Annotated in this window: 11 protein-coding genes and 1 tRNA gene; all 12 read left to right on the forward strand. The window is 66.9% G+C overall.

The annotated features are described in order from the left end of the window. The first annotated feature begins 161 nt into the window (after positions 1-161). The 12 genes from ACFO3Q_RS16995 to fusA all read left to right on the forward strand — a co-directional run bounded on the left by ACFO3Q_RS16995 (position 162) and on the right by fusA (position 15,905). A tRNA-Trp gene (locus ACFO3Q_RS16995) sits at positions 162-237 on the forward strand. A 70-nt stretch (positions 238-307) separates the two neighbouring features. Continuing rightward, positions 308-685, forward strand: coding sequence for a preprotein translocase subunit SecE (gene secE, locus ACFO3Q_RS17000; protein WP_377006097.1), 378 nt, complete (start codon positions 308-310; stop codon positions 683-685). Between the two features lie 14 nt (positions 686-699). Next, positions 700-1,260: a transcription termination/antitermination protein NusG gene (nusG, locus tag ACFO3Q_RS17005; RefSeq protein WP_377006099.1), complete on the forward strand. Its 561-nt coding sequence runs from the start codon at positions 700-702 to the stop codon at positions 1,258-1,260. A 96-nt stretch (positions 1,261-1,356) separates the two neighbouring features. Next, on the forward strand, positions 1,357-1,785 hold the full coding sequence (gene rplK / locus ACFO3Q_RS17010) for a 50S ribosomal protein L11 (protein ID WP_377006101.1): 429 nt from the start codon (positions 1,357-1,359) through the stop codon (positions 1,783-1,785). A gap of 3 nt (positions 1,786-1,788) precedes the next feature. After that, entirely contained in the window at positions 1,789-2,490 is a 702-nt protein-coding gene (gene rplA / locus ACFO3Q_RS17015) for a 50S ribosomal protein L1 (protein WP_377006103.1), read from the forward strand. Positions 2,491-2,846: 356 nt separating this feature from the next. Then, positions 2,847-3,374 (forward strand): 50S ribosomal protein L10, encoded by a 528-nt coding sequence (gene rplJ, locus ACFO3Q_RS17020; protein WP_377006105.1) that lies wholly within the window; start codon positions 2,847-2,849, stop codon positions 3,372-3,374. A 69-nt stretch (positions 3,375-3,443) separates the two neighbouring features. Continuing rightward, positions 3,444-3,821, forward strand: a complete 378-nt coding sequence (gene rplL / locus ACFO3Q_RS17025) for a 50S ribosomal protein L7/L12 (protein WP_377006107.1) — start codon at positions 3,444-3,446, stop codon at positions 3,819-3,821. A 245-nt stretch (positions 3,822-4,066) separates the two neighbouring features. Next, positions 4,067-8,224, forward strand: a complete 4,158-nt coding sequence (gene rpoB, locus ACFO3Q_RS17030; RefSeq protein WP_377006109.1) for a DNA-directed RNA polymerase subunit beta — start codon at positions 4,067-4,069, stop codon at positions 8,222-8,224. A 143-nt stretch (positions 8,225-8,367) separates the two neighbouring features. After that, positions 8,368-12,654 carry a DNA-directed RNA polymerase subunit beta' gene (gene rpoC, locus ACFO3Q_RS17035; RefSeq protein WP_377006111.1) on the forward strand — a complete coding sequence of 1,429 codons (4,287 nt, stop codon included), beginning with the start codon at positions 8,368-8,370 and terminating at the stop codon, positions 12,652-12,654. A gap of 193 nt (positions 12,655-12,847) precedes the next feature. Continuing rightward, positions 12,848-13,222: a 30S ribosomal protein S12 gene (gene rpsL, locus ACFO3Q_RS17040; protein ID WP_377006113.1), complete on the forward strand. Its 375-nt coding sequence runs from the start codon at positions 12,848-12,850 to the stop codon at positions 13,220-13,222. A gap of 70 nt (positions 13,223-13,292) precedes the next feature. Continuing rightward, positions 13,293-13,760 carry a 30S ribosomal protein S7 gene (rpsG, locus tag ACFO3Q_RS17045; RefSeq protein WP_377006115.1) on the forward strand — a complete coding sequence of 156 codons (468 nt, stop codon included), beginning with the start codon at positions 13,293-13,295 and terminating at the stop codon, positions 13,758-13,760. Positions 13,761-13,775: 15 nt separating this feature from the next. Beyond that, positions 13,776-15,905, forward strand: a complete 2,130-nt coding sequence (fusA, locus tag ACFO3Q_RS17050; protein ID WP_377006117.1) for an elongation factor G — start codon at positions 13,776-13,778, stop codon at positions 15,903-15,905. Positions 15,906-16,016 lie beyond the last annotated feature (111 nt).

Below are 16,016 nucleotides of genomic sequence, written 5' to 3' on the forward strand. Positions count from 1 at the left end.
CGCGATCCGCGAGGGCGGCCGCACCGTCGGCGCCGGCGTCGTCGCCAAGGTCATCGAGTAAGCCTCCGGGCGCCGACCGCAGCGCGGCCGGCGTCGGAAGCGGCGAAGGCGAGCGGAGTCGATTCCGCTCGCTTCTCGCGTTTACGAAGCAAGGTTTACGTACGCCAGTAGCTCAATTGGCAGAGCAGCGGTCTCCAAAACCGCAGGTTGGGGGTTCGAGTCCCTCCTGGCGTGCCACTAACGAAGGACGCAGCGCGACGCCGGTTTCCGCGACAGCTGTCCCGCGGCGCCGCCCGAGCGATCAGTCATGAACAGCAAAGCAGAACAGTCCGCGGCCCAGGTCAGCGGTGGCGACATCGCCAAGTACGTGCTGGCGGTGCTGGTGGCTGCGGCGGGCATCGCCGGCTTCTATCTGCTGCCCTGGCCGGGCCCCATCCGCGGTCTCGTTGCCGTGCTGGGTGTCCTCGCGGGTCTGGGCATCTTCGCGCTGACCGTCCACGGCCGGCGCACCTGGGACTACCTCGGAGAGGCCCGTTTCGAGCTGCGCAAGGTCGTCTGGCCGACGCGGCAGGAGACCGGGCGGATGACGCTGGTGGTGTTCGTGGTGGTGGTCATCGTCACGATCCTGATCGGCATCATCGATTTCTTTATCTCCGGCGGCATGCGTCTGCTGCTCGGCAACTGAAGGAGCAATCCCACGTGAGCAAGCGCTGGTACGTCGTCCACGCCTATTCGGGCTTCGAGAACCAGGTCGCGCGCACGCTCCGTGAGCGGGTCGCGCGCGCCGGGATGGAAGACCGCTTCGGCGAGGTCCTGGTCCCCACCGAGGAAGTGGTGGAGATGCGCGGCGGCCAGAAGCGCAAGTCCGAGCGCAAGTTCTTCCCCGGCTACGTCCTGGTGCAGATCCAGACGAGCGAGGAGGCCGGCATCCCGCGCATCGACGACGAGTCCTGGCACCTGATCAAGGAGACCCCGAAGGTCCTGGGGTTCATCGGCGGCACCGCCGACCGTCCGCTGCCGATCAAGGACTCCGAGGCCGACGTCATCCTGCAGCGCGTGCAGGACGGGGCCGAGAAGCCCAAGCCCAAGATCCTGTTCGAGCCCGGCGAGATGGTCCGGGTCATCGACGGTCCGTTCAACGATTTCAACGGCACCGTCGAGCACGTCAACTACGAGAAGAGCACCGTGCGCGTGGCCGTGCTGGTGTTCGGTCGCTCCACCCCGGTGGAGTTCGATTTCGGTCAGGTCGAGAAGGCCTGACCCGCAGGGCCGGGCGCCGCGCGCGCCCGTACGACAACGACGGGGAGTCCCGCAGCGTGACCCGCGTGCAGACGTTCGGACCCGAGGAGAACTGAAATGGCAAAGAAAGTCGTCGGCTACATCAAGCTGCAGGTCAAGGCCGGTCAGGCCAACCCCAGCCCGCCGGTGGGTCCCGCGCTCGGTCAGCGCGGCCTGAACATCATGGAGTTCTGCAAGGCGTTCAACGCCGCGACGCAGAAGCTGGAGCCGGGCCTCCCGATTCCGGTGGTCATCACGGCCTACTCCGACCGCACCTTCACCTTCGTCACCAAGTCGCCGCCGGCCACCATCCTTCTGAAGAAGGCCGCCGGCATCACCTCGGGCTCCAAGCGCCCGAACACCGACAAGGTCGGCAAGGTGACCCGCGCGCAGCTCGAGGAGATCGTCAAGGCCAAGCAGCCCGATCTCACTGCGGCGGATCTGGACGCGGGCGTACGCACCATCGCTGGCAGCGCGCGCAGCATGGGCCTGGTGGTGGAGGGTTGATCGATGGCTAAGATTACGAAGCGTTTCAAGGCGATGCAGGGTCTGGTCGAGCCGGGCAAGGCCTACGGCATCGACGAAGCCCTGAAGATCATCCAGGACAACAGCAAGCTGAAGTTCGTCGAGTCCGTCGACGTCGCGGTGCGCCTGGGCGTGGATGCGAAGAAGTCCGACCAGCAGGTCCGCGGCTCGACCGTGCTGCCGAACGGCACCGGCAAGTCCGTGCGCGTGGCGGTGTTCGTCCCCGCGGGCGCCAAGGCCGAGGAGGCCCTGGCCGCCGGCGCCGACGCGGTCGGCATGGACGACCTCGCCGAGAAGATGCAGGCCGGCGACCTCAACTACGACGTGGTCATCGCGACCCCCGACGCCATGCGCGTGGTGGGCAAGCTGGGCCAGGTGCTCGGCCCGCGCGGCCTGATGCCGAACCCCAAGGTCGGCACCGTGAGCCCGAACCCGGCCGAGGCCGTGCGCAACGCCAAGGCGGGCCAGGTGCGCTACCGCACCGACAAGGCCGGCATCATCCACTGCACGATCGGCAAGGTCAGCTTCGACGCCGAGGCGCTCAAGGCCAACCTGCAGGCGCTGCTGTCGGACCTGGTCAAGGCCAAGCCGGCCGCCGCCAAGGGCCAGTACCTGCAGAAGGTCTCGCTGTCCTCGACCATGGGTCTGGGCGTGACCGTCGACCAGTCGACGCTGTCGCTGAAGTGATGCATCCCGGGCCGCGCCTCGGCGCGGCCCGGTCTCGATTTTGGGGGCACCGGTGCCCGGCCATGCGGCCGCGCCGGAGCCGTCAAAGACCGCAGGTGCGCTGCGGCAGGTGCGGGCGTCGGGCACGGACGCACGAGAGGCAGGGAATCGCCGCCCCCACCGGATGCAGCGCTTAATCCACCGGTTCGCCGGTCGGGCCTGCGTAGATGGTGCCGCCCTTCCAGGTTTCGCATGAGTTTCTGGAAACGGCCACCGACACGGACGCATCCGCGTCCCGGTACCGAAGGACCGGTGCCGCATAGGCCCGCTGCCGGGATGGATCCGGCGGCGGAAGCAGGAAAGTTCGGAGAAGTGCAATGGCTCTCAATCTGTCCCAGAAGCAGGAAGTCGTTGCCGAACTGGCGGACGTGGCCTCCAAGGCTTACTCCCTGGTTGCCGCGGAATACGCGGGTCTGACGGTCGGTCAGCTGACCGACCTCCGCAAGAAGGCGCGCGAGAGCGGTGTCTACGTCCGAGTGGCGAAGAACACCCTGGTCTCGCGCGCGGTGGAAGGCACCGACTACGCCGTCGTCAAGGACGCGCTGGTCGGCCCTCTGCTGTACGCCTTCTCGAAGGAAGACCCGGGCGCCGCAGGCCGCCTGATCAAGGAGTTCGTCAAGGCCAACGACAAGCTCAAGCCGAAGCTCGTCGCGATCGGCGGCCAGATGTACCCGGCGTCCCACGTGGACGTCCTGGCATCGCTGCCGACCCGCGAACAGGCTCTGGCCTCGCTTGCGAGCGTCCTCGCCCAGCCCGCCACCATGCTCGCCCGCGTGCTGGCCGAACCCGCGTCGCAGGTCGCGCGCGCGCTCGGTGCGGTCCGCGGTCAGAAGGAAGCGGCGTAAGGCACTCCAGTTCGGTTGCGGATCCCGCAATCCAAGTCATCCAGATACTCATCAACTAGGTAATCCATCATGTCTCTGACCAACGAACAGATCGTCGAAGCGATCGCCGCCAAGTCCCTCATCGAGGTCGTCGAGCTCGTCAAGGCCATCGAGGAGAAGTTCGGCGTCTCCGCCGCCGCCCCGGTCGCCATGGCCGCCGGCCCGGCCGCCGCCGCCGCCGCTCCGGCCGAGGAGCAGACCGAGTTCACCGTCGTCCTGAAGGCCGCCGGCGAGAAGAAGGTCGAGGTCATCAAGGTCGTCCGCGCGATCACCGGCCTGGGCCTGAAGGAGGCCAAGGACCTGGTCGAGGGCGCCCCGAAGGACGTCAAGGAAGGCGTGTCCAAGGACGACGCCGCGAAGTTCAAGAAGGACCTCGAGGCCGCTGGCGCGACCGTCGAGCTCAAGTAATCGGCGCATTGCGTCGGTTACGAGTCCGCTTCGGCGATCCGAGGCTGGGGGCGTAAGCCCCCGGCCTTTGGCCGTTGTTGCGGAGCGGGTCCGTCCCGCGATGCAGAGCAAGTCCCGAGCTGGTAGTTGGAAGTAGCGGGAGAAGGCGTGCTGGTGCCGGCAATACCAGCGACTTCCAACTGACAGCTTGATGTTTCCCCTGGGGCCGCGCCGAGCGCGACCCATCAGCCAAGGTGAAATCCCCCATGACGTCCTATTCGTTCACCGAAAAGAAGCGCATCCGCAAGGACTTCGGCAAGCGCGGCGCGATCCTCGACGTGCCCTTCCTGCTCGCCATCCAGGTCGACTCCTACCGCCAGTTCCTGCAGGAGAACGTGCCGGCCTCCAAGCGCGAGGACCGCGGCCTGCACGCCGCGCTGAAGTCGGTGTTCCCGATCACCAGCTACAACGGCTACGCCTCGCTCGAGTACGTGGGCTACAAGCTGGGCGAGCCGGCGTTCGACGAGCGCGAGTGCCGCAACCGCGGCCTCAGCTACGGCGCGCCGCTGCGCACCACCGTGCGCCTGGTGATCTACGACCGCGAGTCGTCGTCGAAGGCGGTGAAGTACGTGAAGGAGCAGGAGGTCTACATGGGCGAGATCCCGCTCATGACCGACAACGGCACCTTCATCATCAACGGCACCGAGCGCGTCATCGTCTCCCAGCTGCACCGCTCGCCGGGCGTGTTCTTCGACCACGACCGCGGCAAGACCCACAGCTCGGGCAAGCTGCTGTACTCCGCGCGCATCATCCCCTACCGCGGCTCGTGGCTGGACTTCGAGTTCGACCCGAAGGACGCGCTGTTCACCCGTATCGACCGCCGCCGTAAGCTGCCGGTCTCCGTGCTGCTGCGCGCTCTGGGCTACTCCAACGAGGAGATGCTCCAGATGTTCTTCGAGATCAACACCTTCCACCTCCTCAAGGAGGGCGTGGAACTCGATCTCGTGCCGGAGCGCCTGCGCGGCGAGACCCTGAGCTTCGACCTGACCGTCGGCGGCAACGTCATCGTCGAGGCCGGCAAGCGCATCACCGCGCGCAACGTCAAGCAGCTCGAGAAGGAAGGCGTCACCAGCCTCGAGGTGCCTGACGACTACCTGACCGGCCGCATCCTGGCCCACGACGTGGTCGACCCGAAGACGGGCGAGCTGCTGGCCGTGGCCAACGACGAGATCACCGAGGAGCAGCTGGCGGCGTTCCGCAAGGCGGGCATCGAGCAGATCGGCACCCTGTGGGTGAACGACCTCGACCGCGGCCCCTACCTCTCCAATACCCTGCGCATCGACTCCACCAAGACCCAGCTCGAGGCCCTGGTCGAGATCTACCGCATGATGCGCCCGGGCGAGCCGCCGACCAAGGACGCCGCCCAGAACCTGTTCCACAACCTGTTCTTCACCTTCGAGCGCTACGACGTCTCGGCGGTGGGCCGCATGAAGTTCAACCGCCGCGTGGGCCGCAAGGAGACCACCGGCCCGTCGGTCCTGTACGACTACAAGTACCTGTCGTCGCGCAACGACGAGGAGTCCAAGAAGCTCGTCGCCGAGATGGGCCCGGACGCGCCGTCGGACATCATCGAGGTCATCAAGACCCTGACCGAGATCCGCAACGGCCGCGGTACCGTCGACGACATCGACCACCTGGGCAACCGTCGCGTGCGTTCGGTCGGCGAAATGGCCGAGAACACCTTCCGCGTGGGCCTCGTGCGCGTCGAGCGCGCGGTCAAGGAGCGCCTGACCCTGGCCGAGGCGGAGGGGCTGACCCCGCAGGAGCTCATCAACGCCAAGCCGGTGGCCGCCGCGATCAAGGAGTTCTTCGGCTCCTCGCAGCTGTCGCAGTTCATGGACCAGAACAACCCGCTGTCCGAGGTCACGCACAAGCGCCGCGTGTCCGCGCTCGGCCCGGGCGGCCTGACCCGCGAGCGCGCCGGCTTCGAGGTGCGCGACGTGCACCCGACCCACTACGGCCGCGTCTGCACCATCGAGACGCCGGAAGGCCCGAACATCGGCCTGATCAACTCGCTGGCGGTCTACGCCCGCACCAACCGCTACGGCTTCCTCGAGACGCCGTACCGCAAGGTCGTGGACGGCGTGGTCACCGACCAGGTCGACTACCTCTCGGCGATCGAGGAGAACGACTACGTCATCGCGCAGGCGAATGCCGAGCTCGACAAGAAGGGCGCGTTCAGCGCGGACTTCGTGACCTGCCGCTTCCAGGGCGAGACCCTGCTGAAGCCGCCGGCCGAGATCCACTACATGGACGTCTCGCCGATGCAGTCGGTGTCGGTCGCGGCCGCGCTGGTGCCCTTCCTCGAGCACGACGACGCCAACCGCGCGCTGATGGGCGCGAACATGCAGCGCCAGGCCGTGCCGACCCTGCGTGCGCAGAAGCCGCTCGTGGGCACCGGCATCGAGCGCGCCGTGGCGCGCGACTCGGGCGTCACCGTGAACGCCCGCCGCGGCGGCGTGATCGACCAGGTCGACGCGGCCCGCATCGTGGTGCGCGCGCACGAGGAGGAGGTCGGCGACAACGACGCCGGCGTCGACATCTACAACCTGGTGAAGTACACCCGCTCCAACCAGAACACCTGCATCAACCAGCGTCCGCTGGTCTCGGTGGGCGACGTGGTGGCGCGCGGCGACGTGCTGGCCGACGGTCCCTCGACCGACATCGGCGAGCTCGCGCTCGGCCAGAACATGCTCGTCGCGTTCATGCCGTGGAACGGCTACAACTTCGAGGACTCGATCCTGCTCTCGGAGCGCGTGGTCCAGGAGGACCGCTACACGACGATCCACATCGAGGAGCTGACCTGCGTCGCGCGCGACACCAAGCTCGGGCCGGAGGAGATCACCGCCGACATCCCGAACGTGTCCGAGCAGGCGCTCGGCCGCCTCGACGAGTCGGGCGTGGTCTACATCGGCGCCGAGGTGCGCGCGGGTGACATCCTGGTCGGCAAGGTCACGCCGAAGGGCGAGAGCCAGCTGACCCCGGAAGAGAAGCTGCTCCGCGCGATCTTCGGCGAGAAGGCGTCCGACGTGAAGGACAGCTCGCTGCGCGTGCCGCCGGGCATGGACGGCACCGTCGTCGACGTGCACGTCTTCACCCGCGACGGCATCGAGAAGGACAAGCGCGCGCGCCAGATCGAGGAGTCCGAGATCCGCCGCGTCAAGAAGGACTTCGACGACCAGTTCCGCATCCTGGAAGGCGCGATCTACGCGCGCCTGCGCCAGCAGATCGTGGGCAAGGTCGCCAACGGCGGTCCCGGCGGCCTGAAGAAGGGCACCGAGATCACCGATGCCTACCTCGACGGCCTGAAGAAGGACGACTGGTTCTCGATCCGCATGAAGGACGACGACGCGGCCGACGCCGTGGAGCGCGCCAGCAAGCAGATCGAGGCGCACAAGGCGGAGTTCGAGAAGCGCTTCGTCGACAAGCGGGCCAAGATCACCCAGGGCGACGACCTCGCCCCCGGCGTGCTCAAGATGGTCAAGGTCTACCTGGCCGTGAAGCGCCGCATCCAGCCGGGCGACAAGATGGCCGGCCGCCACGGCAACAAGGGCGTCGTCTCCACGATCGTGCCGGTCGAGGACATGCCGCACACCGCCGACGGCGAGACCGTGGACATCGTGCTCAACCCGCTGGGCGTGCCGTCGCGCATGAACATCGGCCAGATCCTCGAGGTGCACCTGGGCTGGGCCGCCAAGGGCCTGGGCCGCAAGATCCAGCGCATGCTCGAGCAGCAGCAGGCCGTGGCCGATCTCCGGAAGTTCCTGGGCGAGATCTACAACCACGACCAGCGGCCGACCGGCGACCGCGTCGACCTGTCGCAGTTCTCGGACGAGGAGCTCATCACCCTCGCCAAGAACCTCTGCGACGGCGTGCCGATGGCGACCCCGGTGTTCGACGGCGCCGAGGAGTCGGAGATCAAGGCCATGCTGAAGCTGGCCGACCTGCCGACCTCCGGCCAGACCACGCTGTACGACGGCCGCACCGGCGAGGCGTTCGAGCGCGAGGTGACCATCGGCTACATGCACATGCTGAAGCTGAACCACCTGGTCGACGACAAGATGCACGCGCGCTCGACCGGCCCGTACTCGCTCGTCACCCAGCAGCCGCTGGGCGGCAAGGCGCAGTTCGGCGGCCAGCGCTTCGGCGAGATGGAGGTCTGGGCCCTCGAGGCCTACGGCGCGGCCTACACCCTGCAGGAAATGCTGACGGTGAAGTCCGACGACGTGCAGGGCCGCAACCAGATGTACAAGAACATCGTCGACGGCGAACACGAGATGGCCGCGGGCATGCCCGAGTCCTTCAACGTGCTGGTCAAGGAAATCCGCTCGCTGGGCATCAACATCGAGCTCGAGGAGCACTGAGCGGGTAGGACGCGGGCTCAGGGGGCAGGGCAGAGGGCACGGCTGCACGACGCGCGCCATCCCTCGCCCCCTTCCCCGGGCCCGCCCTCGACGCCCGCACCAGCCGCCTCCCTCGACGACTTACTCCTTTCCGGAGAATCCAAATGAAAGACCTGCTCAACCTCTTCAACCAGCAGCGCCAGACGCTCGATTTCGACGCGATCAAGATCGCGCTGGCGTCGCCGGACCTGATCCGCTCGTGGTCGTTCGGCGAGGTGAAGAAGCCCGAGACCATCAACTACCGCACCTTCAAGCCGGAGCGCGACGGCCTGTTCTGCGCGGCCATCTTCGGTCCGATCAAGGACTACGAGTGCCTGTGCGGCAAGTACAAGCGCATGAAGCACCGCGGCGTGGTCTGCGAGAAGTGCGGCACCGAGGTCACCCTGGCCAAGGTGCGCCGTGAGCGCATGGGCCACATCGAGCTGGCCAGCCCGACCGCGCACATCTGGTTCCTGAAGTCGCTGCCCTCGCGCATCGGCCTCATGCTGGACATGACGCTGCGCGACATCGAGCGCATCCTGTACTTCGAAGCCTACGTGGTGACCGAGCCGGGCCTGACCGTGCTCGAGCGCGGCCAGCTCCTGTCCGAGGAGCAGATGCTCCAGGCGCGCCAGGAGCACGGCGACGACTTCGAGGCCGCGATGGGCGCCGAGGCCGTCTACGACCTGCTGAAGACGATCGACCTGCAGTCGGAGGTGATCCGCCTGAAGGAGGAGATCGCCGCGACCAACTCCGAGACCAAGCTCAAGCGCCTGTCCAAGCGCATCAAGCTCATGGAGGCCTTCCTCGAGTCCGGCAACAAGCCGGAGTGGATGGTGCTGACCGTGCTGCCGGTGCTGCCGCCCGACCTGCGCCCGCTGGTCCCGCTGGACGGCGGCCGCTTCGCGACCTCCGACCTCAACGACCTGTACCGCCGCGTCATCAACCGCAACAACCGCCTGAAGCGCCTGCTCGAGCTCAACGCGCCCGACATCATCGTGCGCAACGAGAAGCGCATGCTGCAGGAGTCGGTCGACGCGCTGCTCGACAACGGCCGCCGCGGCCGCGCGATCACGGGCACCAACAAGCGCCCGCTGAAGTCGCTGGCCGACATGATCAAGGGCAAGCAGGGCCGGTTCCGCCAGAACCTGCTCGGCAAGCGCGTGGACTACTCCGGCCGCTCGGTCATCGTGGTCGGTCCCTACCTCAAGCTGCACCAGTGCGGCCTGCCGAAGAAGATGGCGCTCGAGCTGTTCAAGCCCTTCATCTTCTCCAAGCTGCAGCGCCGCGGCCTGGCCACCACCATCAAGGCCGCCAAGAAGCTCGTCGAGCGCGAGTCGGCCGAGGTGTGGGACATCCTCGAGGAGGTGATCCGCGAGCATCCGGTGCTCCTTAACCGCGCGCCGACCCTGCATCGCCTGGGCATCCAGGCGTTCGAGCCGGTGCTGGTCGAGGGCAAGGCGATCCAGCTGCACCCGCTGGTCTGCACCGCGTTCAACGCCGACTTCGACGGCGACCAGATGGCCGTGCACGTACCGCTGTCCATCGAGGCGCAGCTCGAGGCGCGCGCCCTGATGATGGCGTCGAACAACATCCTGTCGCCGGCGAACGGCGAGCCGATCATCGTGCCGTCGCAGGACGTCGTGCTCGGCCTGTACTACATGACCCGCGCACTCGAGAACAAGGCGGGCGAGGGCATGGTGTTCGCCAACATCGCCGAGGTGAAGCGCGCCTACGACAACCGCGTCGTGCAGCTGCACGCCAAGGTGAAGGTCCGCATCCGCCAGGTCGAGATCGACGAGCAGGGCGGCCGCACCGAATCGACCTCGATCGTGGACACGACCGTGGGTCGCGCGCTGCTGGCCGAGATCCTGCCGGAGGGCCTGCCGTACGCGCTGGTCAACACCGAGCTGACCAAGAAGAACATCAGCCGCCTGATCAACACCTGCTACCGCATGCTGGGCCTGAAGGAGACGGTCGTCTTCGCCGACCAGCTCATGTACACCGGCTTCGCCTACGCGACCCGTGCGGGCGTGTCGATCGGCATCGACGACATGACCATCCCGGACGAGAAGAAGCCGATCCTGGCGGAAGCCGAGACCGAGGTGCTGGAGATCCAGGAGCAGTACCAGTCGGGTCTGGTCACCGCGGGCGAGCGCTACAACAAGGTCGTCGACATCTGGTCGCGTACCAACGAGCGCGTGGCCAAGGCGATGATGGACGCGATCGGCACCGACAAGGTGCAGAACGCGAAGGGCGAGACCATCGAGCAGAAGTCGATGAACTCGATCTACATCATGGCCGACTCCGGCGCGCGTGGTTCGCAGGCGCAGATCCGTCAGCTCGCCGGCATGCGCGGCCTGATGGCGCGTCCGGACGGCTCGATCATCGAGACCCCGATCACCGCGAACTTCCGCGAGGGCCTCAACGTCCTGCAGTACTTCATCTCGACCCACGGCGCCCGCAAGGGCCTGGCCGACACCGCGCTGAAGACGGCGAACTCGGGCTACCTGACCCGCCGCCTCGTCGACGTGGCGCAGGACGTGGTCATCACCGAGGCCGACTGCGGCACCAAGAACGGCCTGACCATGACCCCGATCGTCGAAGGCGGCGACGTGGTCGAGCCGCTGCGCGATCGCGTGCTGGGCCGCATCGTGGCCGAGGACGTGTTCCTGCCGGGCAACGACGAGGACCCGATCGTCGAGCGCAACACCCTGCTCGACGAGCAGTGGGTGCAGAAGCTCGAGGAAGCGGGCGTGCAGGCCATCAAGGTCCGCTCGACCATCACCTGCGAATCGACCTTCGGCGTGTGCGCGAACTGCTACGGTCGCGACCTGGCCCGTGGCCACATGGTCAACATCGGCGAGGCGGTTGGCGTCATCGCCGCGCAGTCGATCGGCGAGCCGGGCACGCAGCTCACCATGCGTACGTTCCACATCGGTGGCGCGGCGTCGCGTGCGGCGGCGGTCGACAAGGTCTCGGTGCGCACCAACGGCACGATCAAGTTCAACAACATCAAGACCGTCCGCCAGGAGAACGGCAACCTCGTCGCCGTCTCGCGTTCTGGCGAGCTGTCGGTGCTGGACGCCGCCGGCCGCGTGCGCGAGAGCTACAAGCTGCCCTACGGCGCGGTCATCAACGCCAAGGACGGCGATCCCGTCCAGGCCGGCCAGACCGTGGCCAACTGGGATCCGCACAACCACCCGGTCGTCTCCGAGACCGCCGGCCGCGTCGAGTTCGTCGACTTCTACGAAGGCATCACCTTCCAGAAGAAGCGCGACGACCTGACCGGCCTGGAGTCCACCGAGGTCATCGATCCCAAGCGCATCGCCGGCGACAAGGAGCGCGAGGTCGAACTGCGCACCCCCGCGGGCGAGCGCCTGGGCCGTCGCAAGCTCAAGGACCTGCAGGGCGCGCGCCCGGCGATCCGCCTGCTCGATGCCGAGGGCAACGAGGTCATGCTGCCCGGCACCAAGCAGCCGGCGATCTACTACATGCCGCCGCGCGCGATCGTCTCGCTCGAGGTCGGTGCGGAAGTGGGCATCGGCGACGTGGTCGCGCGCATCCCGCAGGAAGCGTCCAAGACCCGCGACATCACCGGCGGTCTGCCGCGCGTGGTGGACCTGGTCGAGGCCCGCGTGCCGAAGGACGCGGCGATCCTCGCCGAGCAGTCCGGCGTCATCTCGTTCGGCAAGGAGACCAAGGGCAAGCAGCGCCTGATCATCACCGACACCGAGACCGGCAACGAGTTCGAGGTGCTGATCCCGAAGCATCGCCAGATCAACGTGTTCGAGGGCGAGCACGTGGAGAAGGGCGAGACCATCGTGGACGGCGAGCCGAACCCGCAGGACATCCTGCGCCTGCTCGGGGTGGAGCCGCTCGCGGCCTACCTCGTGAAGGAGATCCAGGACGTCTATCGCCTGCAGGGCGTGAAGATCAACGACAAGCACATCGAGACGATCATTCGCCAGATGCTGCGCAAGGTGGAGATCACCGACCCGGGCGACAGCCGCTACCTGGTCGGCGAGCAGGTCGAGCGCGTCCGTCTGGTCGAGGAGAACGCCAAGGCGATCGCCCGCAACGAGCTCCCGGCCAAGGGCCAGCCCGTCCTGCTGGGCATCACCAAGGCGTCGCTGGCGACCGAGTCGTTCATCTCGGCGGCCTCCTTCCAGGAGACCACCCGCGTCCTCACCGAGGCGGCGGTCCGTGGTACCCGCGACACCTTGCGCGGCCTGAAGGAGAATGTTATCGTTGGTCGGCTTATCCCTGCCGGCACCGGTCTCGCCTACCACAGCGAGCGTCGGCGTACCGCCGAAGACGTGGCGGATTCCGAGTTCGACGCGCTCCGCGCTGCGTCGATCCCGGCGGAGGAGGTCTCTCCCGTCGGCGACGAGTCCGCCCCGCAGGAGTGAGTCCGCCTCCGGGCGCTCCGGGATAGATCACATATCGAAATGAGGCGCAGGATGCGCCTCGTGTTCGGCCCAGGATGGGCGGGTAGTCCGTGGCGGCGCCGTTGACGCTGCGGGCGAACTGGAAGTACACTTCCGCTTCTCGGCAGGTCGGGTTTCCCGGCCTGCCTTTGTTTTCGCAAAGGGTCCACTCCAAATGGCGACGATCAACCAGCTTGTCCGCAAGCCGCGGCAGGCCCCGACCTACAAGAGCCAGTCCCCCGCGCTCGCCGACTGCCCGCAGCGTCGCGGCGTGTGCACGCGCGTCTACACCACCACCCCGAAGAAGCCGAACTCGGCGCTCCGCAAGGTGGCCAAGGTGCGTCTGACCAATGGCTTCGAGGTCATCTCCTACATCGGTGGCGAAGGCCACAACCTGCAGGAGCACTCGGTGGTGCTGATCCGCGGCGGTCGCGTCAAGGACCTGCCGGGCGTGCGCTACCACACCGTGCGCGGTTCGCTCGACGCCTCCGGCGTGGCGAAGCGCCGTCAGGCGCGCTCGAAGTACGGCGCCAAGAAGCCCAAGTCCTAAGCAGTCCCCGTAGAAGGCGCGCCCGGCACGCTCCGGTCGCACTGCTCTTTTTCCAATCTAGGCACGCAACATGTCCCGTAAAGGTTCTCCCGGTACACGCTCGGTCCTGCCGGATCCCAAGCACAGCAGCGAGCTGGTCGCCCGCTTCATCAACATGGTGATGTTCAGCGGCAAGAAGTCGGTCGCTGAGAAGATCGTCTATGGCGCGATGGACGTCATCGCCGAGAAGAACGCGAACTCCCTGGAGCTGGTCGAGAAGGCGCTGAACAACGTCGCGCCGGCCGTCGAGGTCAAGTCCCGCCGCGTCGGCGGTGCGACCTACCAGGTCCCGGTCGAGGTGCGTGCCTCCCGTCGTACCGCCCTGGCGATGCGCTGGGTGATCGACTCCGCGCGTAAGCGCGGCGAAAACTCCATGCCCCGCAAGCTCGCCGCCGAACTGCTCGACGCGTCCGAGAACCGCGGCGGTGCCGTGAAGAAGCGCGAAGAAACCCATCGCATGGCGGAGGCGAACAAGGCGTTCGCCCACTACCGCTGGTAATCCGAGGTAATTGAAGTGGCCCGTACCACACCCATCGAGCGTTACCGCAACTTCGGCATCATGGCCCACATCGATGCCGGCAAGACGACCACGTCCGAGCGCATCCTGTTCTACACCGGCGTCAGCCACAAGATCGGCGAAGTGCACGATGGTGCCGCGACGATGGACTGGATGGAGCAGGAGCAGGAGCGCGGCATCACCATCACGTCCGCGGCGACCACCGCGTTCTGGACGGGCATGGACAAGTCCCTGCCGCAGCACCGCTTCAACATCATCGACACCCCCGGGCACGTGGACTTCACCATCGAGGTGGAGCGCTCGCTGCGCGTGCTCGACGGCGCGGTCTTCGTGCTGTGCGCGGTCGGCGGCGTGCAGCCGCAGTCCGAGACGGTGTGGCGCCAGGCCAACAAGTACCGCGTTCCGCGCATGGCGTTCGTCAACAAGATGGATCGCACCGGCGCGAACTTCGACAAGGTCGTCGAGCAGCTGAAGTCGCGCCTGGGCGCGTACGCCGTGCCGATGCAGGTGCCGGTCGGCGCCGAGGACGGCTTCGAGGGCGTGGTCGATCTGCTGAAGATGAAGGCCATCCACTGGGATGCCGCCTCGCAGGGCACCGTGTTCGAGTACCGCGACATCCCCGCCGAGCTGGTCGAGAAGGCCACTGCGGCGCGCTCCTTCATGGTCGAGGCCGCGGCCGAGGCCAGCGAGGAGCTGATGGACAAGTACCTCGGCGGCGGCGAGCTTTCCGAGGAGGAGATCCTGTCCGGTCTGCGCGAGCGCACCCTGCGCGTGGAGATCGTGCCGGTGTTCTGCGGCTCGGCGTTCAAGAACAAGGGCGTGCAGGCCATGCTCGACGGCGTCGTGCACCTGCTGCCGTCGCCGGTGGACGTGCCGCCGGTGAAGGGCGTCGACATGGACGACGAGACCAAGGAGCTGAGCCGCGAGTCCAGCGACAAGGCCCCGTTCTCGGCGCTGGCGTTCAAGATCATGACCGATCCGTTCGTCGGCTCGCTGACCTTCTTCCGCGTCTACTCCGGCACGCTCAGCGCCGGCGACCAGGTGCTGAACTCGGTCAAGGGCAAGAAGGAGCGCATCGGCCGCCTGCTGCAGATGCACTCCAACCAGCGCGACGAGATCAAGGAAGTGCTGGCCGGCGACATCGCCGCGGCCGTGGGCCTGAAGGACGTGACGACCGGCGACACGCTGTGCGCCAACGACGCGCCGATCGTGCTGGAGCGGATGACCTTCCCCGATCCCGTCATCTCGATGGCGGTCGAGCCGAAGACCAAGTCCGACCAGGAGAAGATGGGCAACGCCCTGGGTCGCCTGGCCCAGGAAGATCCCAGCTTCCGCGTCCGCACCGACGAGGAGTCCGGCCAGACCATCATCTCGGGCATGGGCGAGCTGCACCTCGACATCATCGTCGACCGCATGCGCCGCGAGTTCAACGTGGAGGCCAACGTCGGCAAGCCGCAGGTGGCCTACCGCGAGACCATCCGCTCCTCCGACGTCAAGTCCGACTACAAGCACGCCAAGCAGTCCGGCGGTAAGGGTCAGTACGGCCACGTGGTGATCGAGCTGTCGCCGCTGACCGCCGAGGACCGCGAGAAGTACGCCGCGGACATCAAGGACGACTTCCTGTTCATCAACGAGATCACCGGTGGCGTGATCCCGAAGGAGTTCATCCCCTCGGTGGAGAAGGGCCTGCGCGAGACCATCACCAGCGGCCCGCTGGCCGGCTTCCCGGTGGTGGGCGTGAAGGTCAAGCTGGTGTTCGGTTCGTACCACGACGTCGACTCGTCCGAAATGGCGTTCAAGCTGGCCGCCTCGATGGCGTTCAAGCAGGGCTTCGCCAAGGCCAGCCCGGCGCTGCTCGAGCCGATCATGAAGGTCGAGATCGTCAGCCCCGAGGACTACCTCGGCGACGTGATGGGCGACGTGAGCCGCCGTCGTGGCGTGCTGCAGGGTCAGGACGACAGCCCGTCGGGCAAGGTCATCAACGCGATGATCCCGCTGGGCGAGATGTTCGGCTACGCGACCGCGCTGCGCTCGATGACGCAGGGCCGCGCGACCTTCTCGATGGAGTTCGACCACTACGAGGAGGCGCCGGCGAACATCGCCGACGCGGTCATCAAGAAGTCCTGATTCCTTATCAAGAACAAAGATCCAGAGGTTAATTCGAAATGGCTAAGGGTAAGTTCGAGCGCACCAAGCCGCACGTGAACGTCGGCACGATCGGTCACGTTGACCACGGCA

This window comes from Coralloluteibacterium thermophilum, assembly GCF_042654365.1.
In the GTDB taxonomy this organism is placed as follows: Bacteria; Pseudomonadota; Gammaproteobacteria; order Xanthomonadales; family Xanthomonadaceae; genus Coralloluteibacterium; species Coralloluteibacterium thermophilum.